The following is a 21,786-nucleotide window of genomic DNA, read 5'->3' as shown; positions in this document are numbered from 1 at the left end:
TGCTGTGACCTGGGTCACCACTAGCGTGACCGTCATGGCGAAGGGAGATTGAGATGAAGGTCGGAGTGCTGACCGGTGGCGGCGACTGCCCCGGGCTCAACGCGGTGATCAGGGCTGTCGTCCGCAAGGGCGAGCAGGAGTACGACTACGGGTTCATCGGGTTCAAGGACGGCTGGCGGGGCCTGGTCGAAGGGGCCACGGTCCCGCTGGACATCCCCGCCGTCCGCGGCATCCTGCCCCGGGGCGGCACCATCCTCGGCTCCTCGCGCACCAATCCGTTCAAGACGGAGAACGGGGTGCGGCGCATCAAGGAGAACCTCGCCAAGTACGAGGTCGACGCGCTCGTCGCGATCGGCGGCGAGGACACCCTCGGGGTGGCCGCCAAGCTGTACGAGGAGTACGGCATCCCCTGCGTGGGCGTGCCGAAGACCATCGACAACGACCTGAACGCGACCGACTACACCTTCGGTTTCGACACCGCCGTCGGCATCGCGACCGAGGCCATCGACCGGCTCCACACCACGGCCGAGTCGCACATGCGGGTCCTGGTCGTCGAGGTGATGGGCCGGCACGCCGGCTGGATCGCCCTGCACTCGGGGCTGGCGGGCGGCGCCAACGTCATCCTCATCCCGGAGCAGCGCTTCGACGTGGACCAGGTGTGCGCCTGGGTCACCTCCCGGTTCAAGGCCAGCTACGCCCCGATCGTGGTCGTCGCCGAAGGGGCGATGCCCAAGGACGGGGACATGGTCCTCAAGGACGCCACGAAGGACTCCTTCGGCCACGTCCGGCTGTCCGGCGTGGGCGAATGGCTGGCCAAGGAGATCGAGGGCCGCACCGGCAAGGAGGCCCGGACCACGGTCCTCGGGCACATCCAGCGGGGCGGCACCCCGAGCGCCTTCGACCGCTGGCTGGCCACCCGGTTCGGACTGCACGCGATCGACGCGGTGCGCGACGGCGACTTCGGCAAGATGGTCGCGCTCCAGGGGACGGACATCGTCCGGGTGCCGATCGCCGACGCCACGGCGAAGCTCAAGACGGTGGACCCGGAGCTGTACAAGGAGGTCGGGGTCTTCTTCGGCTGAGCCGCCGGGCACGGCCGGACCATGGGTCGTATCGTGACCGACGACCCATGGTCCGACATACGGGAGCAAGCGTGGAGATCCTGGCCTTCGGCGTGACCGCCGACGAGAAGCCGCTGCTGGAGCGGGCGTTCGCGGGGCAGCACGAGATCCGCTGCCTGGACGTCTTCCTCAGCGAGGACACCGCTCCCATCGCCGCCGGGTACGAGATCGTCTCCTCCAGCGTGAACGCCGACCTGGGCGCCCGGGTGCTGCGCACGCTGTCCGCGGGCGGGACGAAGATGATCGCCCAGCGCTCCACCGGCTTCAACAACATCGACCTGGACGTGGCCCGGCAGCTGGGCATGACGGTCGGCCGGGTCTCCTACTACTCGCCCCACTCGGTGGCCGAGTTCGCGTGGACCCTCGCGATGGCCGTGAACCGGCGCATCGTCCGGGCCTCCATCCGGACCCGGGACTTCGACTTCCGCCTGAACGGGCTGATGGGCCGGGACATGCACGGCCGTACGGTCGGCGTGCTCGGCACCGGCAAGATCGGCGAGGCCTTCACCCGGATCGCCCACGGCTTCGGGATGAACCTGCTGGGCTGGGACGTGGTGCAGAACCCGGCGTGCCTGGAACTGGGCATGAAGTACGTGGACAAGGAGGAGCTGTTCGCCTCCTCGGACCTCGTCAGCCTGCACGTACCGCTGATGGAGTCCACGCACCACATCGTGGACTCGGCGGCGCTGCGGCTGATGCGGGACGACGCGATCCTGGTGAACTCCAGCCGCGGCGGGCTGATCGACACCGGCGCCCTGGTCACCGAGCTGCGGGCGGGCCGGTTCGCCGGGGTCGGGCTCGACGTGTACGAGGCGGAGGCCGGGGTCTTCTTCCTGGACAAGTCCCTGGAGACGGTCGAGGACGACACCCTGGCCCGCCTCGTCACCTTCCCGCACGTCGTGGTGACCTCGCACCAGGCGTACTACACGAGCGACGCGGTCGGCCAGATCATCGACACCACCGTCGCCAACGTGGCCGACTACCTGGCCGGGCGGACCTCGGAGAACACCCTCGTCCCCGACCCGTCCTGACCGGTCACTACATTGGGCGCGTGACCATACCCGACTGGGTCCGCTGGGCCCTGGCCGCGTTCGCCGCCCTCCAGCTCCTCGGCGCGTACTCGGCCCTGCGCACCGTCCGCGCGGAGACCGGCACCCGCCGCACGGACGCCCGGCTGAACCTGGTGGACGGCCTGGCCTGCGCCACCATGCTCGGAGGGCTCGCGGCAGGCCAGATCGTCGTCGCCGCGTGCGGACTGGCCGTCCAGGGGCCGGTGCTGCTGACCCAGCTGGTCCGGTGGCTGCGCGCCCGTTCCCGGCCGGCCCCCGAGTCCGTCTGAGACGGACTACGCAGCGACCCGCACCCCCGCCAGCAGCTCGCGCAGCAGCTCCGCGCCCCGCAGGGTGAGCACCGACTCCGGGTGGAACTGCACCCCGGCGAAGCCCGCCGCGGCCGACCGCAGGGCGTGCACCTCGCCCGTGGCCGGGTCCCGGGACACCTCCACCCCGGCCGCCGCGAGCCGGCCGGCCGCAGCGGCGTCGCAGCGCGCGGTGTACGTGTTGTAGAAGCCGACGACCTCCTCGGCGCCGAACAGGTCGATGCGGGTCTGCGCGCCCTGCGCGGGCTCCGCCTTGCGGACCAGCGGCAGGCCCAGCTCCGCCGCCAGCAGCTCGTGGCCCAGGCAGACCCCGACCAGGCCGTGGCGGTGTCCGGCCAGCAGGTCCGCGGCCAGGGCGCGCAGCATCCGCATCTTCGGGTCGCCCGCGTCCGCCGGGTTCCCCGGGCCGGGGCCCAGGACCACCGGGCCCTCCCAGGCCAGGGCCGCCGCCCGCAGCCCCGGGTCGTCGTAGCGGCGTACGGTCACCTCCAGCCCGGCCACCCGCAGCACGTGCGCCAGCATCGCCGTGAAGGTGTCCTCGCCGTCCACCACCAGGGCGTGGCCCGCCGGGGCCGGGGGCTGCTCCTGCATCCGGAGCCAGAAGGGCGCCAGGTCCGCCCGCCGGGCCGCCAGCGCGGCCCGCACCCGCGGGTCGTCCGACAGCCGGAGCCCCTCGAAGGCGGGCCGGGGCGCGGCCGGCCGTACGCCGAGGGCCGCCAGCACCCCGGCCGCCTTCGCGTGGGTCTCCGCGACCTCGCCCGCCGGATCGGAGTGCCGCACCAGGGTGGCGCCGACCGGGACCCGCAGCGCCCCGTCCCGGTCGATGTCGGCGGTGCGGATCAGGATGGGGGAGTCCAGGGTCTGCGCCCCGGCCGCGTCCAGGCCCAGCAGGGCCAGCGCGCCCGCGTAGTAGCCGCGGCCGCCCTCCTCGTAGCGCTCGATCACCCGGCAGGCGTTCTGCACCGGGGAGCCGGTGACCGTCGCCGCGAACATGGTCTCGCGCAGCACCTCCCGCACGTCCAGCGAGGAGCGGCCGCGCAGCTCGTACTCGGTGTGCGCGAGGTGGGACATCTCCTTGAGCCGCGGTCCGACGACGACCCCGCCCCGGTCCCCGACGGTGCACATCATCTTGAGTTCCTCGTCGACGACCATCGACAGTTCCTCGGTCTCCTTGCGGTCGCCGAGGAAGGCCAGCAGCGACTCGGCCGTCGGCCCCGCGGCGGGATAGCGGTAGGTGCCGCTGATCGGGTTCATCACGACCGTCCCCCCGGACATCCGCACGTGCACCTCGGGGCTGGCCCCGACCAGCGTGCGCTCCCCGGTGTGGACGACGTACGTCCAGTACGCGCCCCGCTCGCCCTCCAGCAGCCGCCGGAACAGGGCCAGGGCGTCCGCGCGGCCGAAGCCGTCGATCCGGCCGCCGTAGGTCCGCCGGATCACGAAGTTCGCGCCCTCCCCGCGCCCGATCTCGTCCCGGACGACGCGCTCGACGGTGGCCGCGTACCGCTCGTCGTCGACGTCGAAGCCGCCGCCCTCCACCCGTACCTCGTGCGCGGGCAGCGCGGCGAGGACCTCGCCGAGCGGGAGCTCGTGGGCCTCCTCCGCGACCAGCACGCTCAGCGGCGTGCCGTCGTCGCGGACGTCGAAGCCGCGCTCGCGGATCTGCCGGAACGGGACGAGGGCGAGGGTGGGCAGCGGGCCGACGGGCAGGTCGGCGAGGCGCTCGGCCTCGTGGACCGCGCCCAGCAGCACCTCGACGGTGTCGTGGTCGCGGCCGGGGGTCCGGCGGCGGATCAGGGCGAACGGGGGGCAGGACTCGTCGAGCAGTCGGCTGATGTCCATGGGGCGGCGTCCTTCCGGGTGGGAGGGGCGGGCCCGCGCCGGAAAACGCGGAAGGCCGCCCCTCGGGGCGGCCTTCGCGTCGGTCGTGTCTTCAGGTACGCGCGAGGAGTGGGCCGCCGGGAGCGGGCCACCACCAGTTCTTGTCGAAGTGCGCGTACATGGGAGGGACCCTAGCCCACGGCCCGGACGGAGGCGAAGCATCCGCTCCCCGGGCATGTCCGGAATCAGGGGTTCCGAGCGGCGGGGTCCAGTTCGGGAGATATCTGTCTCACGTAGTGGGCGCACGGCTGGACAAGCCGTGTGACGCCGTAATGTGTACGAGGTGACCGTGAACGCTGAAACCCAAGCCCCCGCCGCCAAGGCGGCCTGGCGAGACCTTCCCGCGGCGCAGCAGCCTTCGTACCCCGATGCCGAGGCCCTGCGCGCTGTCGTCGCGGACCTCGAGTCGTATCCTCCCCTCGTCTTCGCGGGTGAGTGCGACCAGCTGCGCGCCCGTCTGGGAGCCGTCGCCAAGGGCGAGGCGTTCCTCCTTCAGGGTGGCGACTGCGCCGAGGCCTTCGACGGCGTCTCCGCCGAGCACATCCGCGCCAAGCTGAAGACCCTGCTCCAGATGAGCGCCGTCCTCACGTACGCGGCCTCCGTGCCCGTCGTGAAGGTCGGCCGCATCGCCGGCCAGTACTCCAAGCCGCGCTCGAAGGACACCGAGACCCGCGACGGCGTGACGCTGCCGACCTACCGCGGCGACTCCGTCAACGGCTTCGCCTTCACCGAAGAGGCCCGCATCCCGGACCCCGAGCGGCTGAAGCGGATGTACAACGCGTCCGCCTCGACGCTCAACCTGGTGCGCGCCTTCACCACCGGTGGTTACGCCGACCTGCGCCAGGTGCACGCCTGGAACCAGGACTTCGTGAAGTCGTCCCCGTCCGGTCAGCGCTACGAGCAGCTGGCCCGCGAGATCGACAACGCGCTGAACTTCATGAAGGCCTGCGGGACCGACCCGGCCGAGTTCAAGGCCGTCGAGTTCTACGCCTCCCACGAGGCGCTGCTGCTCGACTACGAGGGTGCGCTGACCCGCACCGACTCGCGCACCGGCAAGCTGTACGACACCTCGGGCCACATGGTCTGGATCGGTGAGCGCACGCGCCAGCTGGACCACGCGCACATCGAGTTCTGCTCGCAGATCGCCAACCCGATCGGCATCAAGCTCGGCCCCACGACCACCGTGGACGAGGCGCTGACCTACATCGACCGCCTGGACCCCGAGCGGGAGCCGGGCCGGCTGACCTTCGTCGTCCGCATGGGCGCCGACAAGGTCCGCGACAAGCTCCCCGAGCTGGTCGAGAAGGTCACCGCTTCGGGTGCCACGGTCGCCTGGGTGACCGACCCGATGCACGGCAACACCTTCGAGGCGGCCTCCGGCCACAAGACGCGCCGTTTCGACGACGTGCTCGACGAGGTCAAGGGCTTCTTCGAGGTCCACAAGGCCCTGGGTACCCACCCGGGCGGCATCCACGTCGAGCTCACCGGTGACGACGTCACCGAGTGCGTGGGCGGCGGCGACGAGATCTTCGTCGACGACCTGCACCAGCGCTACGAGACGGCCTGTGACCCGCGGCTCAACCGCAGTCAGTCCCTGGACCTGGCGTTCCTGGTCGCCGAGATGTACCGCGACCAGTAGGGATCACTCAGTACGTTCGTACGACGATGGGGCGCGGATCGATGTGATCCGCGCCCCATCGTCATATCGGGGGCTTTTAGGGTTGCCTAACTTTGGGTACGGTTAGGTAAGCCTCACCGAATAGGGGATGGCTCGCCGAACCATTCCTGCCAGGGAGGTGAACCGCGTGTACGTCTGCTCTTGTTTCGGGATCACCGACAAGCAGGTCAAGGACCACGCGGCAGCCGGGGCCTGTACCCCGCGCCAGATCGCCTCTGCGACCAAGGCCGGAACCGACTGCGGCTCCTGCGTGCGCACCATCCAGGGCATACTCGGCCGCGGCGCGTGCCCCCGCCGGGAGCTGCTGGAGAAGGGCAATGCGGCGGCGGTCCTCGCCGCTGACGTGGCGCCCTCGCCCGAGCTCGCGGAAGCGGCCTAGACCACCTCTGCCCCTCGCCGCGCGTACTAGCTGGGCTGCTCGATCAGCTGTGCGATGTAGAGCGGCTCGCCCAGGGACTCGATGAGCTCCAGCTGGGTGTCGAGGTAGTCGATGTGGTGCTCCTCGTCCTCGAGGATCTCCTCGAAGAGCCGCGCGGAGGTGACGTCCCCCTTGCCGCGCATGACCTCGATGCCGCGCTTGAGGCGGTCGATCGCCTCGACCTCCACCTGGCGGTCCGCCTGGAACATCTCCGTGAGGGTCTGGCCGACCCGCACGTGGAAGAGGCGCTGGTAATTCGGCAGACCGTCGAGCATCAGGATGCGCTCGGTGATCTTGTCCGCGTGCTTCATCTCATCGATGGACTCTTCACGCGTGTACTTGGCGAGCTTCGTCCAGCCCTTGTTGTCCTGGATGCGGTAGTGCAGCCAGTACTGGTTGATGGCCGTCAGCTCGCCGGTCAGCTGCTCGTTCAGAAACTCAAGGACCTCGGGGTCGCCCTGCATCGCAGAGGCTCCTTCCAGGCAATGTCAGCTATGTGACGGGGCAGTTGCGCGCATCCTTGCACCGCCGTCCGGGGGCGTCCAGTAAGTGCCTCCTTAGTGGGAGTTACCGTGACTTGCCTGAATCGGGCCCTCGGCTGGTCATGACCACCCTGCCCAGTCTGTCACCATGGACTCATGGGTCAGCCGGAAAGCCGGGAATCTCCGGGAGCAGAGCCGCTGGAGCTTCCCCCGGGGCAGCGGTTGCAGCGAGGCTGGCCGGTCACCCACTACGGTCCCGTGCCCAAGTTCAAGCCGGACCGCTGGGAGTTCCGCGTATTCGGCGCGACCGCCGACGGGGAGAAGCACTGCTGGAACCACGAGGAGTTCGCGGCCCTGCCGTTCGACTCCGTCGTGGCGGACCTGCACTGCGTGACGAAGTTCAGCATGCAGGGCGCCGAATGGGGCGGCGTGCTCGCCCGCACCCTCCTCGGTCTCGCGCCGCCGGCCCCGCAGGTCACCCATGTGATGGTGTGGGCCGAGTACGGCTTCAGCTCCAACCTGCGGCTGGCCGACTTCGCTTCCGAGCGCACCGTCTTCGCCACCCACCAGGGCGGTGAACTGCTCACCGCCGAACACGGTTTCCCGCTGCGGCTGGTGGTCCCGCACCTGTACGCCTGGAAGGGCCCCAAGTGGGTCCGCGGCATCGAGTACATGACGGCCGACCGTCGAGGGTTCTGGGAGGAGCGGGGCTACCACAACATCGGTGACCCCTGGCGCGAGCAGCGCTACTCCTACCAGGAGGAGCCCGGGGACGGCCCCGAGCTCTAGGCCGTCTCTTGGTGGTAGCGGTGGACCACCGCGTGCCCCATGCCACGGCCGATCATCCACTTGTTGACCGGGACCGTGATCACGAAGGCCGCCGCCAGCGCGATGGCCAGCACGATCCAGAAGAGCGGCGCCGTCAGGTGCGCGTCCATGGCGCCCGGCCAGAGGGCGATCACGCCGTTGTCGATCAGTTCCATGACGGCGATGGACAGGGTGTCGGCGGCCAGTGCCACCCGGACGGCCGTAGGAAGGTCCACGCCGGCCTTCAGGATCCCGCGCAGGGTGAACGCGTAGCCGAAGAAGAAGGCCAGGGCGATGGCCAGGACCATCGTGGGTACGTTGCCCCAGCCCAGCGCGGTCCCGATGACCATGCCGAGGACCTCGCCGATGGCGCATCCGGTCAGGCAGTGCAGCGTGGCCCGCGCCGCCGTGGCCCAGCTGACCTTGCCGCTGCCATCGCCGTCGTGGTGTCCGTGAGGTGCGTGGTGCTCGTGGTGCTCGTGCGCGTGGTCCATGGGAGCCCCCTCGGGAATGCCGGGTAACGGTCCTGCGGAGAGCAGAACCACATACCCCCCAGGGGTATTCCTCAACGGATCAGTGGAAGGCGCGCAGCTCCTTCAGCAGCGCGACGTCCGCCGCGTGCCCTTCCTTCCCGCCCGGCGTCTCGATGATCAGCGGTACGCCCTCCATGGCGGGGTGCGTGAACAGCTCGGCGAAGGCGTCCCGGCCGATGTGGCCCTGCCCGATGTTCGCGTGCCGGTCCTTGTGCGCGCCCGCCCCCTCCTTGGAGTCGTTCGCGTGGACCAGCTTGAGACGGCCCTCGCCCACCGTGTCCACCAGCAGGTCCAGCGTCTGCTTGGTCCCGCCGGGCTCCGCCAGGTCGTGCCCGGCCGCGAAGATGTGGCAGGTGTCCAGGCAGATGCCCAGCTTGGGGTGGTGGTCGAGGGCGTCGAAGTACGGGCCGAAGTCCCAGGTCCGCGAGCACAGCGAGGAGCCCTGGCCGGCCGTGGACTCCAGCAGCAGGAAGGGGTCGTCCTCGTGCGTCAGCTCGTCGAGCAGCGGCAGCATGTGCTCCCTGACCTGCGCGTACGCCGCCTCGCGCGGGCGGCCTCCGGTCGCCGAGCCGGTGTGGACGACCACCCCGAGCGCCCCGATCTCGCGGCCGCGGCGCAGTGAGTGCCGCAGCGACTCCACCGACTTCTCCACGGTCGCCTCGGTGTGCGAGCCGAAGTTGATCAGGTAGGGCGCGTGCACGTAGGCCGGGATCGAAGCGGCCGCGCACCCGGCGCGGAACAGCTCGTCCTGTGCCGGGTTGCCGACCGGGGTGGCCCAGCCCCGCGGGTTGGCGACGAAGACCTGGACGGCTTCGGCCCCCATCTCCCGGGCGTACGTCAGCCCGACCGAGGCGAGCCCGCCCGCGACGGGCACGTGCCCGCCCACGGGATTGCGTTGGGCCCCCGCCGACTGTTCCACGTGCTCCTGCTGTTCCACGTACCCCTACAGTCCCTTGGTCTTGACGGTGATCGTGCTGCCCTCGGGGGCGTTCTGGCCGGCGGGCACCGACTGGCTCTCCACGGTGTTGCTGAAGGACAGGAACGGCCGTTCCACCTTCACCTTGAAGCCCGCGCCCTCCAGGGTCTTGCGGGCCGCGTCCACGTCCTGGCCGGTCACGTTCGGCACCGGGAGCTGGCGGGGGCCCTTGGAGACGGTCAGGGTGACGGTGTCCCCGGCCGCGGCCTGGGTGCCCGCTCCGACCGACTGGTTCGCGACCGTACCGGCCGCTCCGGGGGAGTTGACCTCCTCGGGGGCGACCGCCACCTTCAGGCCGAGGCCCTCCAGCGCGGCGCGCGCCTGGTCGACCTGCTGCCCGGCCACGTTCGGTACCGGGACGGGGCGGCCCTTGCTGACGACGAGCGCGACCGCCGTGTCCGGGGCCCGCTTCTCCCCGCCCGCCGGGTCGGAGCTGATCACCGCGCCCTGGGCGATGTCCTGGCTGAAGGCCTGGGTGACCTGGCCGGGCGCGAGGCCGGCCTCCGTCAGCTGGGTCCTGGCCTCTTCCAGGGGCCGGCCCTTCAGGTTGGGCACGGCCACGACCTCGGGGCCGCGGGAGATGGTGAGGGCCACCGCGCCGTTGGTGCGGATCCGCTTGCCGGCCGGGGGATCGGTGTCCATCACGGCGCCGCGTTCGAAGGAGTTGCTGAACTTCTGGCTGATCCCCTTCACGGCGAGGCCTTCGGCGTACAGCTGGCCCCTGGCCTGCTTCTCGGTCTTGCCGAGCAGGTGGGGGACCTTGGTGAACTGGCCGGAGTTGATGTACCAGACGCCGGTGCCCAGACCCAGGGCCAGCAGGACGCCGACGACCACGAGGAGGGTGCCGCGGCGGGGGCGCAGCTCCCGCCGGGGCCGGTGCGCGACCGGCGGCGGGGGCGGGCTCTCCAGGCGGGAGGTGTGGTGCACCGCATGCGGGGCAGTGACCGGCCGGGCGATCACGCTGGTGCGGTCCTCGGCGGCCGTCCGCTCCTCGGCGCGGGCCTGCGGCGGTACGGAGTCCAGCTCGGCGTCGGTGAGCCGGGCGCGGGCCTCCAGGGCGAGGCCGAGCAGGGAGGCGGCGTCGGAGGGCCGCAGCTCGGGATTGCGGGCGGTGGCGTGCAGGACGAGCTCGTCCAGGCCTACGGGGAGCCCGGGGACAGCGGCCGACGGCGCCGGGACGTCCTCGTTGAGGTGCTGGTAGAGCACCTGGGCGGCGCTGCCGCCGGTGTGCGGCTTGGCGCCGGTGAGCATCTCGTAGAGGACGACCCCGCAGGCGTAGACGTCCACACGGGTGTCGGTGACGCCGTTCTCGATCTGCTCGGGCGCCAGGTAGGAGACGGTGCCGAGGACGGAGCCGGTGGTGTTGGTCACCGAGTCCACGGACCGGACCAGGCCGAAGTCGGCGACCTTGACCCGGCCGTCGTCGCCGATCAGGACGTTCTCGGGCTTCATGTCGCGGTGGACGAAACCGGCCCGGTGGGCGGCGCCGAGGGCGGCGAGCACCGCTTCGAGGATGTCGAGGGCGGCCCGGGGCTGGAGGGCGCCGCGCTCGCGGAGCACGTCGCGCAGGGTGCAGCCGGAGACGTACTCCATGGCGAGGTAGACATACGGCCCGTCCGTGCCCTGGTCGAAGACGGCGACCACGTTGGGGTGGGCGAGCCGGGCCACGGACTTCGCCTCCCGGATGAACCGGTCGACGAAGGCGGCGTCGGCGGCGAGCGCCGGGTGCATCACCTTCAGCGCGAGGACGCGGTCGAGGCGGGTGTCGACGGCCCGGTAGACCGTGGCCATGCCGCCGGCCGCGATACGGGCGTCGATGCGGTAGCGGCCGTCGAGCACGCGCCCGACGAGGGGGTCATCCAGGGTCGTATCCACCCGGCGATTCTACGATCGGCGCGACCCGCCCCGGCCGGGGCGGGTCGCCTTGCAGCGCAGCTGTGACGGACCCGACTGCGGACCGTGTCCCGCCGGGCCCGCCGGACCGGGTCAGAAGGCCGGGCGCTCCGGGTCGAGGTCGGCGCGGCCCTGCGCCGGGGACGAGGCCTCGGCGAAGCGCCGCTGCGGGATGCGGCCCGCGCGGCGCGCGAGGCGGCCCGCCGAGACCGCGTCCCGCATGGCGGCCGCCATCAGCACCGGCTCCTGCGCCCGGGTCACCGCGGAGGCCAGCATCACCGCCGCGCACCCCAGCTCCATCGCCAGCGCCGCGTCCGACGCGGTGCCGGCCCCGGCGTCCAGGATGACCGGGACCCCGGCCCGCTCCGTGATCAGTTCGAAGTTGTGCGGGTTGCGGATGCCCATTCCGGAGCCGATCGGGGAGCCCAGCGGCATGATCGCCGCGCAGCCCACGTCCTCCAGCTTCCGCGCGAGCACGGGGTCGTCGTTCGTGTAGGGCAGGACGGTGAAGCCCTCGTCGACCAGGACCTCGGCGGCGTCCAGCAACTCGACGCCGTCGGGCAGGAGGGTCCGCTCGTCGGCGACCACCTCCAGCTTGATCCAGTCCGTACCGAGGGCCTCCCGCGCGAGGCGGGCCGTCAGCACGGCCTCCCCGGCCGTGAAGCAGCCCGCGGTGTTCGGCAGGACCGCGATGCCCAGCTTCGACAGGACGGACAGGACGGAGCCCTGGACCGTGGGGTCCAGGCGCCGCATCGCCACCGTCGTCAGTTCGGTGCCGGAGGCCACCAGGGACCGTTCCAGCACGTCCAGGCTCGGGGCCCCGCCGGTGCCCATGATCAGGCGGGAGGAGAAGGTCCGGCCGCCCAGGACGAAGAGGTCGTCGGCCATGGAGTTCAGCCCCCCTGGACCGCGGTGAGGATCTCCACCCGGTCGCCGTCGTCCACCGGGGTCGCCGGCCACTGCCCGCGCGGGACCACGGTCTCGTTGAGCGCGGCGGCGACGCCGGACGGCGCGGCGGTCAGGGTGGCGACCACGGTGTCGAGGGTGGTGCCGGCCGCGACCTCGCGCGGTTCGCCGTTGACGGAGATGGTCATGCGTACGACTCCTGACGTGCGGCGGAGAACCGGCGGGGGGTGAAGGGGCGGGCGATCTGCGGCAGTTCGCCGGTGGCCAGCAGCTCCGCCATCACCTCGCCGGTGAGCGGGGTCAGCAGCACCCCGTTGCGGTAGTGGCCGGTGGCCAGGTGCAGGCCCGGCAGTTCGGTCGGGCCGAGCAGGGGGGCGTTGTCGGGTGAACCGGGCCGCAGCCCCGCCCGGGTCTCGGTGAGCGGGAGTTCGGTGATGCCGGGTACCAGCTCGTGGGCGTCGCGCAGCAGTTCGTAGACCCCGCCCGCGGTGACCGTGGTGTCCCAGCCGAGTTCCTCGCTGGTGGCGCCGATGACGAGCTCGCCGTTCTCGCGCGGGACCAGGTAGACGTGGCTGCCGCGGACGACCGCCCGTACGGTCCGCGACAGGAACGGCGCGTACGCCGCCGGTACGGACAGCCGCAGGACCTGCCCCTTGACCGGCCGGACGGGGGCCACGGCCTGCGGCGGTACGCCCGCCAGCCGGCCGCTCAGGGAGCCGCCCGCCAGCACCACCTGGTCCGCGTGCAGTTCCGTGCCCTCGTCGAGCACGGCGCCCGACGCCCGGTCGGCGGTGACGAGCAGCCGCTGCGCAGGGGCCCGGTGGATCTCCACGCCGGCCCGTTCGCAGGCGGCCAGCAGGGCGGCCGCGAGCCGCCGAGGGTCGACCTGGTGGTCGCCGTCGACGCGCAGCCCGCCGCGTACGCCCGGGGCGAGCATCGGTTCCAGGCGGCGGCACTCGCGACCGGTGAGCCACTCGGAGTCCAGGCCGCAACGGCGCTGGAGGGCGTGCAGCTCGCGCAGGTGGAGGCGGTCGTCGGCGTCGAGGGCGACGGCGAGGGTGCCGCAGGCGCGGTAGCCGATGTCCAGGCCGCCACTGGCCTCGGCGAGCTCCTCGGCGAACTGCGGGTAGCGCGCGGCGGAGGCGAGCCCGAGGTCGAGCAGGGCCTCCTCGCCGTAGTGCAGCTCGGTGACCGGGGCCAGCATGCCGGCCGCGACCTGGGCGGCGCCGCCGCCGGGTGACGGGTCGGCGAGTGCGGTGCGCAGCCCCTGGCGGGCCGCCCGCCAGGCCGTGACGAGGCCGATGATCCCGCCTCCGACGACGAGGACGTCGGATCCTCTTCTCGTTCGAGATGCGTGCATGGGCGTCCAGCCCCTCCCTTCGCCGGCATGACCCGGATCAGGTTCGTACGGTCGGAGGCCGTCCAGCCTCCCTCTCAGCCCGGTGCGCCCGGACTCCCGCGATAGGTACGGTGGCCAGACTAACCGTTCCTAGAGACTGGGCGGGAGTGAGTCCTGTTGCCAGGACTGGTCTCCCTCAGCCGCGCGCCCCGGACGGTGTTGGGCGTGCTGGTTGCCCGCTTTCGCTCCGTGTCCGGGCTGCGCGCATCGTGTGCGTGGTCCGGGAACACGGGGTCGGGTTTCCTCACGTCCTCGGGTGTCCTCCGGCCTGGACGGTCCGATGCCCGCGACGATCGCTCCGGTCGTCGCGGGGCGGTGCCGTCCGTCGCCGGACCGGGTGCCCGAGGGCGCGTCTGCCGATCGCGATGCTCGCGGCATCGTGCCGGGTCGTGGTGCGGCGGGGCGCTGTCATGGGCCTCTGCCAGTGCTGGGCGCCCCACAGGCTGGTGTACGCGGGGTCGACCGCGACGATCGCCAGACCCCTTCCGGCTGCCATGGATACGAGCCGTACACGGAGCCTGGCGGTGGGGATGCCGGAGATCAGTTGCCGGAACTTCTTCCTCCGGCCGTGCTTCTCGCGGGTCTTCTCGTCAGTGAAGTCGAGGTCTTCGATGGCGATGGCCGTGACGCCGCACCGCTGTGCCCAGTGGAGGAGGCGGGTGATGGCGTGGCGGATCTGCGCGTCCCGGTGCTGAGCGGTTCCGGACAGGTCGTAGGGGAAGCGGTGCGGTTCGCCGACGGGGTTTCCGTGGGGATCGAGTCGCCAGGCGGCGAAGTGATCGGCGTTCGTGTCCACGCCGACGATGCCGTTCGCTCGGGCCGCCGGCAGAGGGATGGTCTGGACGGCGGGGCGTGTCCAGGAGGCGTCGAGGTACCAGCGGCCACGCGAGGTGTCGTAGTGGATGCGGTACGCGACAGCCCGGTCCGTAGACGTACGGTCGCGCCACTCCTCGCCCCGGTGGGGGAACGCGACGCGCGCCGCGAGTGTGTACCGGCCGTTCCTGCTGTTGGCGTACCCGGCGAGCGGCGCGGGCAGCTTGATGCTGACCTCCCCGTCGGGGCTGACGCGGATGGTCTCGTTCCCGAACCTCTTCCCGGACTCGCCGTCGGCTGACAGGAACCAGCGGGCCGCCTCCCACCTCTCCCGCCACTCAGGTTCCGTGAGACCGGCCGCATCCAGGTGGTGGCGGGTGTTGGCGAGCTTCCGGCCTCCGCGCACCACCCGTACCCGGCCCGCCTCACGATCAGCCGACACGGCTGCGTGCCGGGCTTCCAGGGATGCCAGCCGACGGGACTTGGCAAACCACTCACGCTGCGACCGGTAGCCCCCGGGAGCGCGCTTGGTGCCGCGCTGTCCAACCGGGAGGGACAGTCGGTGGCGGAGCATGCGGATACCCGCATCAAGCCCGGCCAGGTGCGCGGCCTGAGCGCGCCGGGACAGCGACCACTGGTCATGCGTCGCCTTCGTGATCGACCCGGCCCACCGGGACGACGACAACGGAGTCAGTTCACGCTTGCGCCCGGCCCACGACTCATTGGAATGCCTCAGGCCATCAGCGCAGCGGGCCTTGAGGTCATGACCGGCCAAGGCTCCCAGGTGCGCGCCGACCAGCCGCAGCACCTTCTCATCCTCCGCCGTCAGAGCCTTGAGCCGGTCACGTATCGACACGCCCGAGGGACCGAGGGCAACGAACGGCGTGGCGATTGTCCGGAGCTCTCTCCTCGGCTCAGCCACCCTGCGCCGCCGCTTCCAGGGCCTTGGCAGCCCGGTTCTTCGCACCGCGGCGTCCGTGCAGGCGAGCACAGAACGAGGTGAGCACGTCCATCATGTCCCGGACCAGGTCGTCTTCGACCTCGCCGTCATCCAGCACGACGAGACGGCGTCCGTGCGCGGACAGGGCGGCTTCGACCAGTTCCACGTTCATCCGCCCGAGGCGGTCCTTGTGCTCCACCACCACGCAGGTCACATCAGGGTCGGCAAGCAGACGACGCGCCTTCGACCGGGAACCATTCATACCCGAACCGGTCTCCGACTCGATCCGGACCACCCGGTGACCTGCCTTCGCCGCCCACTGCGAAAGACGCGTCACCTGACGCTCAAGATCCGCCTTCTGGTCATGGGACGACACCCGGGCATACAGGCCGACACCACCCACCACCTCAGGTGCGGCATGCCCCTCCACGTTCACCAGGATCGTGCGCGGCCCGACCCGCTGAGCCGGTACCGGCAAAGTCCCCTCACGAAACCAGCGATACGCGGTCTGCGGATGTACACCCTGCGCCTTGGCCCACTCCTTCAGGTTCACAACCGCGACCGTAACCACACTCACCTAAACGCACTATCACTCACAAGAGTGACCTGACGGCACAATAGCTACTAACCCCGGGCGCGGACGGCGGGTAAGGCGGCACCTATTCCTGACGGAGCGTCAGATGATTAGGCTGGCTGCGTGAGCGAGCAGACGGAACAGACTCAGAGCGGCGTCGTGATCGTCGGCGCCGGAATGGCCGGGGTGCAGACCGCGGTCGCCCTGCGGGAGCAGGGTTTCACCGGACCCGTGACCCTCCTGGGGGCCGAACCGCACCAGCCCTACGACCGGCCCCCGCTCTCCAAGGCGGTCCTCCTCGGCAAGGCCGAGGACTCCGCCTTCGACGTGGACTTCGAAGGGCTCGGCATCGAACTGCGGCTCGGGACCGAGGTGACCGGGCTGCGGGCCGCCGACCGCGAACTGGACACCGAGGCGGGACCGGTCCCGTACGGGGTCCTCGTCCTGGCGACCGGCGCGCAGCCCCTGACCCTGCCCGGGACCGAGGGCGTCCCCGGTGTGCACCTGCTGCGCACCCTCGACGACGCGGCCCGGCTGCGGCCGGTGCTGGCGGCGGCGCCCCGCACGGTGGTGGTCGGGGCGGGCTGGATCGGCGCCGAGTTCGCCACCGCCGCCCGGGAGGCGGGCTGCGAGGTGACCGTGGTCGAGGCCGCCGACCGGGTCCTGGCGGGGGCGCTGCCCCCGGAGGTCGCCGAGCCGATGGCCCACTGGTACGCCGAGGCGGGGGCGGAGCTGATCACCGGCGCGAAGGTCGCCGGCATCGAGGACGGCCGGGTCCGCCTCGCGGACGGGCGCTCCCTGGAGGCGGGCGCGGTCGTGGTCGGCATCGGGGCCCGCCCGGCCACCGGCTGGCTGGCCGGCAGCGGCGTCGAGCGCGGCCCCGACGGCTCCGTCACCGCGGACGCCCACCTGCGGACCTCGCTGCCCGGGGTGTACGCGGTCGGCGACTGCGCCTCCTTCCCCTCGGCCCGCTACGGCGCCCGGCTGCTCGTGCACCACTGGGACAACGCCCTCCAGGGACCGCGCGCGGTCGCGGCGAACATCCTGGCGGGGGAGCCGGCCACGGTGTACGACCCGGTGCCGTACTTCTGGTCGGAGCAGTTCGGACGCTTCGTGCAGTACGCCGGCCACCACGCGGGCGCGGACGCCCTGCTGTGGCGCGGCGATCCGGCCGGGGCCACCTGGTCGGTGTGCTGGCTGCGCGACGGCGCCCTGGCCGCGGTCCTGGCCGTGGGCCGCCCCCGCGACCTGGCGCAGGGCCGCAAGCTGATCGAGTCGGGCGTCCCCGTCGACCCCGCCAGGGTCGCCGATCCCGCGGTCGCGCTGAAATCGGCGACGGCCTGACCCCTCCGGGCGACCGTCTGACCCCTCCGGGCCCCGTCCGCGGACCGGGCCCGGAGGGCGGGCGCGCCCCGGACGGGGCCGCTCAGGTACCGGCGGCCGATCCGAGATGGCAGGCTTGTGCCCGTGACCGAGATTGACGCAAAGATCGATGCCCTTGTCCCCGACTGGCTGTACCTCCCCGACATCGCGGAGATGCTCGACATCGAGGTGACCCGGGTCCGCCAGATGGTCAAGGAAGGGCAGCTGATCGCCGTACGCCGGGGCGAGAACCGCTCCCTGCAGGTGCCGGCCCCCTTCATCGACGGCGACAAGGTCGTCAAGGGACTCGTGGGCCTGCTGACCGTGCTGCGCGACGACGGCTTCTCCGACGAGGAGATCCTGGAGTGGCTCTTCACGGCCGACCCGACCCTGCCGGGCACGCCCGCGCAGGCGCTGAGCGAGAATCGCGGCACGGAGGTGAAGCGCCGCGCTCAGGCGCTCGCCCTGTGACCTGATCCGCGATCCGCTCCACCGCGGTGCGCGGGCCGTCCCCGGTCCGTGCACCGCCCACCCCGGGGGGTACACCCATGTCCGCGAACGACGCGCGCACCCAGCTGGCCGACGCCCGGCTCTACCTCTGCACGGACGCACGCAAGCGGCAGGGGGACCTCCCCGAGTTCCTGGACGCCGTCCTCGCCGGAGGCGTGGACATCGTCCAGCTCCGGGACAAGGGCATGGAGGCGGGCGAGGAGCTCGAACACCTCCGGGTCTTCGCCGAAGCCGCCCGCCGCCACGGCAAGCTGCTCGCCGTGAACGACCGCGCCGACGTCGCCCACGCCATCGGCTCCGACGTCCTGCACCTCGGCCAGGGGGACATCCCCGTCCCCGCCGCCCGCGCCATCCTCGGCGAGGACCTGCTCATCGGCCGGTCCTGCCACGCCGAGGCCGAGGTGGACGCGGCCGTCGCTGAAGCGGGCGTGGACTACTTCTGCACCGGCCCCTGCTGGCCGACCCCCACCAAGCCCGGCCGCTTCGCCCCCGGCCTCGGACTCGTCCGCTACGCCGCCTCCCTGGCGCAGGACCGGCCCTGGTTCGCCATCGGCGGCATCGACCGTACGAATCTGGACGAGGTGCTCGACGCGGGCGCCACCCGGGTCGTGGTCGTCCGGGCCCTCACGGAGGCCGCCGACCCCCGCGCCGCCGCAGCCGAGCTCGCGGAACGCGTCCGGGCCCGTCTCGACAAGGCGTAGGCGGCCGTCCCGCAGGTGTCCAAAAACGTGTCCAATGGGTGGACGCAGCTTCGGCGTCCGTCGGGGCGCGTCTAACCTGCCGTTATGGCCCTTGGTACCTCCTCCACCTGGTCGGACCGTGCACACACGGTCCGCGACCTCCTCGCGTCCGGGCGCTCCTACTCCTTCGAGTTCTGGGCCCCGAAGACGGAGAAGGGCGAGCGCAACCTTTGGAACGCGCTCCGCCGGGTCGAGGCGGTGGCCCCCAGCTTCGTCTCCGTGACCTACGGGGCCGGCGGCTCCACCCGCGGCGGCACCGTCCGCGCCACCGAGCAGATCGCCGCCGACACCACCCTGACCCCCGTCGCGCACCTCACCGCCGTGGACCACTCGGTCGCCGAGCTGCGCAACGTCATCGGGCAGTTCGCCGACGTGGGCATCCGGAACATGCTCGTCGTGCGCGGAGACCCGCCGGGCGACCCGATGGGCGAGTGGGTGGCCCACCCCGAGGGCGTGCACTACGCCGCCGACCTCGTGCGGCTGGTCAAGGAGTCCGGCGACTTCTGCGTGGGTGTCGCGGCCTTCCCCGAGATGCACCCGCGCTCGACGGACTGGGACACGGACATCCGGCACTTCGTGGACAAGTGCCGCGCGGGCGCCGACTATGCGATCACCCAGATGTTCTTCGATCCGGAGAACTATCTGCGGCTGCGCGACAGCGTCGAGAAGGCGGGCTGCGACACCCCGATCCTCCCCGAGGTCATGCCTGTTGTGGGCATCAAGCAGCTCGACAGGCTGCCCCAGCTCAGCAACGCGGTCTTCCCTGACACTGTGAAAGAACGCATGCTCGCGGTCAAGGACGACCCGGCCGCTGTACGCTCCATTGGCATCGAGTTCGCCACGGAGTTCTGCGCGCGGCTGCTGTCCGAGGGTGTCCCGGGACTGCACTTCATCACGCTGAACAATTCCACGGCGACTCTCGAGATCTACGAGAACCTGGGTCTGCACCAGCGGGCCTGATCGGCCGGCCCCTCCTTCCTGGGCGGTCGTCCGTACCGAGAGGGGCCTTGCATGGGAATGACGGTCCTCTACATCGCGTTCGGTTTCGTCGCGCTGTGGCTGCTTGCCGAGGTCCTGATGCAGTACAAGGCCCGGCTCCGCTGGCGCCTGCTCGCCTTCACCGGCTTCCTCGGCGTGGTCGCCGGGGTGGTGCTGCCGTCGGTCCTGGTCATCGGGGCCGGCGCGGCCGCGTTCGCCGTCGGCCAGACCCTGGTGACGCTCTCCTTCCGCAAGGGGTTCGTGGCCGGCTGGGCGCTGCGCCGCGGCGGGGAGCCCGTACGCAAGACCGGGCGGCGCCGCGCCGGGGGCGACGCGCGCCCCGAACCCGCCCTCCAGGTGACCGGGCTGGAGTACGGCGCCACGGGCGAGGACGCGGACGAGGCCGGACAGCGGGCCTCCGGGCGGGAGTTCCAGGGCGAGGCCGAAGAGGTCTACAGCCCGCAGCCCGTGCCCGAGGACACCGGGTCCTACGGGATCCAGAGCTTCGCCTCCGCGCCGCCCGCCGTCGGCGTGCCCGAGGCCTTCGCCTCGCCGTTCACCACGGCCGAGCAGGACGCCCACCAGTACGCCGCGTACTACGACCCGCAGAACCAGGGCTCCGGCGGCTACGACTACACCTCGGGCTACCCCACGGGCGAGCAGCAGGTCTACGCCGCCTACTCGGACCCGTACATCGGCACCGGCGGCGGGGTCGTACCGCAGCCCACCGGCGACTACCAGGGCTACCAGCCGTACGGCGACTACGGCCAGCAGCAGTACTCGACGGACACCCCGCCCGGCGGCGTCTGGGTCCCGCAGCAGCGGGACGTCAGCCAGCCCTACCCGGCGGAGGAGCAGGGCGGCCAGCACGAGCCGCAGCCCCAGCAGTACCCGTACCAGGGCACGGGGGAGTACGAGCAGTACCGCTACTGACCCCGGCCGCGGCCGGCGGTCATTGCGAGCCGCGGAACTCCGCGCCCTCCACGATCAGTCCGGCCACCAGGGCCCCGGTCATCCCGGCGTGCGCCAGCCCGCCGCCGGGATGTGCCCAGCCCCCGGCCAGGTACAGCCCGGGCACGTGCGTCGCATTGCCGGGGTGCAGCAGGCGGCCGCCGTCCCCCGCGAGGGCGGGGGCGGGCACCGAGCCGCCCAGGGCCCCGGTCGCGGCCTCGACCTCCACGGGCGTGTGCACCTCCTGCCACAGCAGCCTCTCCCGCAGCCCCGGGACGGCCTCTGCGGCGCGTTCCAGCAGCTCCTCGGGCCCCAGGTCCGCTCCCGCGCTCCCGGGCCCGCACACCGCGCTGACGGTCACCGCCTCGTGCTCCGCGTCGGGCCGGGTGGCGGGGTCGTCGGGGCGCAGCACCGTGACGGCCGGGCCGCCGGGGGAGTGCACCAGGGTGCGGTGGACGGCGCCCTCGGGGCGGGCGCCGCGCAGCGCCAGGAAGAGCGTGAGACGGCTCGGTACGAGGGCCCCGCGGAGCGGGACGGCGTCGTCCGGCCGGGCGGTGGTGACGGCCGGCAGCAGTCTCGGGTCGACCGCGCAGACGACGGACCCGGCGTCGGCCTCGCTGCCGTCGGCCAGCAGCAGCCCGGCAGCCCGGCCGTCCCGTACGAGGACGTCGCGGACCTCCGCCCCGAAGACGAAGTCGACCTTCCGCTCCCGGCAGCGCTCGTACAGGGCGGTGGCCAGCGCCCGCATCCCGCCGAGCGGGTACCAGCTGCCGAAGGTCTGCTCCATGTACGGCAGCACCGCCGCGGCGGCGGGGGCCCGCCCGGGGTCGACCCCGTAGCAGCCCACCCGGCCCGTCAGCAGCTCCCCGAGGTCCCCGCCGAGTTCCCGGGCGGCCACCTCGGCCAGGGTCGGCGGGCGGCGGCGCAGCAGGCCGCTCCGCCGCAGCGCCGGGTACGGGTCGCGGCCGAGGACCTGCCAGTCGGGCCGCAGGGGCTCCTCCAGCAGCGGGCGCCGGGTGGCGTCCCAGGCGTCCCGGGCCCGGTTCAGGACGCCGTTCCAGCGCTCGCCGGCTCCCTGGCCGAAGGCCCCGTCGAGGGCGGCGGCGACCCCGCCGCGCGAGGCGCCGGGGAGGGTGACGTCGATGCCGCGCCCGGGGAGGACGTGCCGCAGGGCCGGGTCCGCCTGGACCAGGTCGAGGCAGTCCTCCAGGGAGCGCTTGCCGGTCTTGACGAACAGGTCGCGGTAGACGGCGGGCAGGTGCAGCAGGCCGGGCCCGGTGTCGAAGGCGAAGCCCTCGCGCTCGTAGCGGCCGACGGCCCCGCCGTAGGTGGCGCCGCGCTCGTACACCGTCACCTTGTGCCCCGCCACGGCCAGCCGGGCCGCCGTCGCCATCGCGCCCATGCCGGCGCCGATCACCGCAATTCGTGCCATGGGCTGAGCCTATC

General features: G+C 72.2%; 21 protein-coding genes, 1 pseudogene and 1 riboswitch. Of the genes and pseudogenes, 11 read left to right on the top strand and 11 right to left on the bottom strand.

Translation table 11 applies throughout. The features are described from left to right. Positions 1–53: 53 nt before the first annotated feature. The 3 genes from IO30_RS0131035 to IO30_RS0131025 all read left to right on the top strand — a co-directional run bounded on the left by IO30_RS0131035 (position 54) and on the right by IO30_RS0131025 (position 2,460). Positions 54–1,082, top strand: coding sequence for a 6-phosphofructokinase (locus IO30_RS0131035; RefSeq protein ID WP_031148485.1), 1,029 nt, complete (start codon positions 54–56; stop codon positions 1,080–1,082). A gap of 71 nt (positions 1,083–1,153) precedes the next feature. Beyond that, entirely contained in the window at positions 1,154–2,152 is a 999-nt protein-coding gene (locus IO30_RS0131030) for a 2-hydroxyacid dehydrogenase (RefSeq protein WP_031148484.1), read from the top strand. Positions 2,153–2,172: 20 nt separating this feature from the next. Beyond that, positions 2,173–2,460, top strand: a complete 288-nt coding sequence (locus tag IO30_RS0131025) for a hypothetical protein (protein ID WP_031148483.1) — start codon at positions 2,173–2,175, stop codon at positions 2,458–2,460. A 6-nt stretch (positions 2,461–2,466) separates the two neighbouring features. Here the strand turns inward: IO30_RS0131025 and IO30_RS0131020 are convergent, their stop codons facing one another. Next, the gene (locus IO30_RS0131020) at positions 2,467–4,341 is read right to left on the bottom strand and encodes an anthranilate synthase family protein (protein ID WP_031148482.1); all 1,875 of its coding nucleotides are present in this window, start codon (positions 4,339–4,341) and stop codon (positions 2,467–2,469) included. A gap of 322 nt (positions 4,342–4,663) precedes the next feature. On the opposite strand from IO30_RS0131020, the gene IO30_RS0131015 reads away from it, so the two are divergent. Continuing rightward, positions 4,664–6,019 (top strand): class II 3-deoxy-7-phosphoheptulonate synthase, encoded by a 1,356-nt coding sequence (locus tag IO30_RS0131015; protein WP_031148481.1) that lies wholly within the window; start codon positions 4,664–4,666, stop codon positions 6,017–6,019. Between the two features lie 166 nt (positions 6,020–6,185). Then, complete coding sequence (locus IO30_RS0131010) at positions 6,186–6,437, top strand: (2Fe-2S)-binding protein (protein ID WP_031148478.1); 252 nt, start codon at positions 6,186–6,188, stop codon at positions 6,435–6,437. A gap of 26 nt (positions 6,438–6,463) precedes the next feature. Here the strand turns inward: IO30_RS0131010 and bfr are convergent, their stop codons facing one another. Next, entirely contained in the window at positions 6,464–6,940 is a 477-nt protein-coding gene (gene bfr, locus IO30_RS0131005; protein WP_031148472.1) for a bacterioferritin, read from the bottom strand. Between the two features lie 174 nt (positions 6,941–7,114). Between bfr and IO30_RS0131000 the strand changes: the two genes are divergently transcribed. Further along, the gene (locus IO30_RS0131000; RefSeq protein WP_031148470.1) at positions 7,115–7,747 is read left to right on the top strand and encodes a sulfite oxidase-like oxidoreductase; all 633 of its coding nucleotides are present in this window, start codon (positions 7,115–7,117) and stop codon (positions 7,745–7,747) included. Here the strand turns inward: IO30_RS0131000 and IO30_RS0130995 are convergent. The 8 genes and pseudogenes from IO30_RS0130995 to IO30_RS0130960 form a co-directional block, all read right to left on the bottom strand. After that, on the bottom strand, positions 7,744–8,259 hold the full coding sequence (locus IO30_RS0130995; RefSeq protein ID WP_031148469.1) for a DUF4396 domain-containing protein: 516 nt from the start codon (positions 8,257–8,259) through the stop codon (positions 7,744–7,746). The two genes, IO30_RS0131000 and IO30_RS0130995, sit on opposite strands and share 4 nt — an antisense overlap. Positions 8,260–8,338: 79 nt before the next feature. Next, positions 8,339–9,235, bottom strand: a complete 897-nt coding sequence (locus IO30_RS0130990; RefSeq protein WP_237403479.1) for a deoxyribonuclease IV — start codon at positions 9,233–9,235, stop codon at positions 8,339–8,341. 6 nt (positions 9,236–9,241) lie between these two features. Next, complete coding sequence (gene pknB, locus IO30_RS0130985; protein WP_031148466.1) at positions 9,242–11,149, bottom strand: Stk1 family PASTA domain-containing Ser/Thr kinase; 1,908 nt, start codon at positions 11,147–11,149, stop codon at positions 9,242–9,244. A 111-nt stretch (positions 11,150–11,260) separates the two neighbouring features. After that, a complete protein-coding gene (locus tag IO30_RS0130980; protein WP_031148464.1) occupies positions 11,261–12,055 on the bottom strand; it encodes a thiazole synthase in 795 nt (264 codons plus the stop codon). Between the two features lie 5 nt (positions 12,056–12,060). Further along, positions 12,061–12,261 (bottom strand): sulfur carrier protein ThiS, encoded by a 201-nt coding sequence (gene thiS, locus IO30_RS0130975; RefSeq protein WP_031148462.1) that lies wholly within the window; start codon positions 12,259–12,261, stop codon positions 12,061–12,063. Further along, on the bottom strand, positions 12,258–13,433 hold the full coding sequence (gene thiO / locus IO30_RS0130970; protein ID WP_031148460.1) for a glycine oxidase ThiO: 1,176 nt from the start codon (positions 13,431–13,433) through the stop codon (positions 12,258–12,260). Before thiO ends, thiS begins: the two co-directional genes overlap by 4 nt. Further along, positions 13,431–13,543: riboswitch (TPP riboswitch) on the bottom strand. (Overlaps the previous gene by 3 nt.) A 19-nt stretch (positions 13,544–13,562) precedes the next feature. Beyond that, positions 13,563–15,207, bottom strand: a pseudogene (locus tag IO30_RS41245) (nuclease/transposase family protein). Then, the gene (locus tag IO30_RS0130960; protein ID WP_031148458.1) at positions 15,200–15,778 is read right to left on the bottom strand and encodes an IS607 family transposase; all 579 of its coding nucleotides are present in this window, start codon (positions 15,776–15,778) and stop codon (positions 15,200–15,202) included. Before IO30_RS0130960 ends, IO30_RS41245 begins: the two are co-directional and overlap by 8 nt. A 144-nt stretch (positions 15,779–15,922) precedes the next feature. On the opposite strand from IO30_RS0130960, the gene IO30_RS0130955 reads away from it, so the two are divergent. The 5 genes from IO30_RS0130955 (at position 15,923) to IO30_RS0130935 (ending at position 20,322) form a co-directional block, all read left to right on the top strand. Continuing rightward, on the top strand, positions 15,923–17,143 hold the full coding sequence (locus IO30_RS0130955) for an NAD(P)/FAD-dependent oxidoreductase (RefSeq protein ID WP_031148456.1): 1,221 nt from the start codon (positions 15,923–15,925) through the stop codon (positions 17,141–17,143). Positions 17,144–17,266: 123 nt separating this feature from the next. Further along, positions 17,267–17,632 (top strand): Rv2175c family DNA-binding protein, encoded by a 366-nt coding sequence (locus tag IO30_RS0130950; protein ID WP_031148455.1) that lies wholly within the window; start codon positions 17,267–17,269, stop codon positions 17,630–17,632. Between the two features lie 77 nt (positions 17,633–17,709). Then, on the top strand, positions 17,710–18,372 hold the full coding sequence (gene thiE, locus IO30_RS0130945) for a thiamine phosphate synthase (protein ID WP_031148454.1): 663 nt from the start codon (positions 17,710–17,712) through the stop codon (positions 18,370–18,372). Positions 18,373–18,456: 84 nt separating this feature from the next. Next, positions 18,457–19,371 (top strand): methylenetetrahydrofolate reductase [NAD(P)H], encoded by a 915-nt coding sequence (gene metF / locus IO30_RS0130940; RefSeq protein WP_031148452.1) that lies wholly within the window; start codon positions 18,457–18,459, stop codon positions 19,369–19,371. Positions 19,372–19,422: 51 nt separating this feature from the next. Then, on the top strand, positions 19,423–20,322 hold the full coding sequence (locus IO30_RS0130935; RefSeq protein WP_031148450.1) for a hypothetical protein: 900 nt from the start codon (positions 19,423–19,425) through the stop codon (positions 20,320–20,322). Between the two features lie 19 nt (positions 20,323–20,341). Here the strand turns inward: IO30_RS0130935 and IO30_RS0130930 are convergent, their stop codons facing one another. After that, positions 20,342–21,772, bottom strand: coding sequence for a phytoene desaturase family protein (locus IO30_RS0130930; RefSeq protein WP_078904867.1), 1,431 nt, complete (start codon positions 21,770–21,772; stop codon positions 20,342–20,344). Positions 21,773–21,786 lie beyond the last annotated feature (14 nt).

The organism is Streptomyces xanthophaeus (assembly GCF_000725805.1).
GTDB lineage: Bacteria > Actinomycetota > Actinomycetes > Streptomycetales > Streptomycetaceae > Streptomyces > Streptomyces xanthophaeus.
This window is presented reverse-complemented; position numbering and strand designations above follow the sequence as displayed.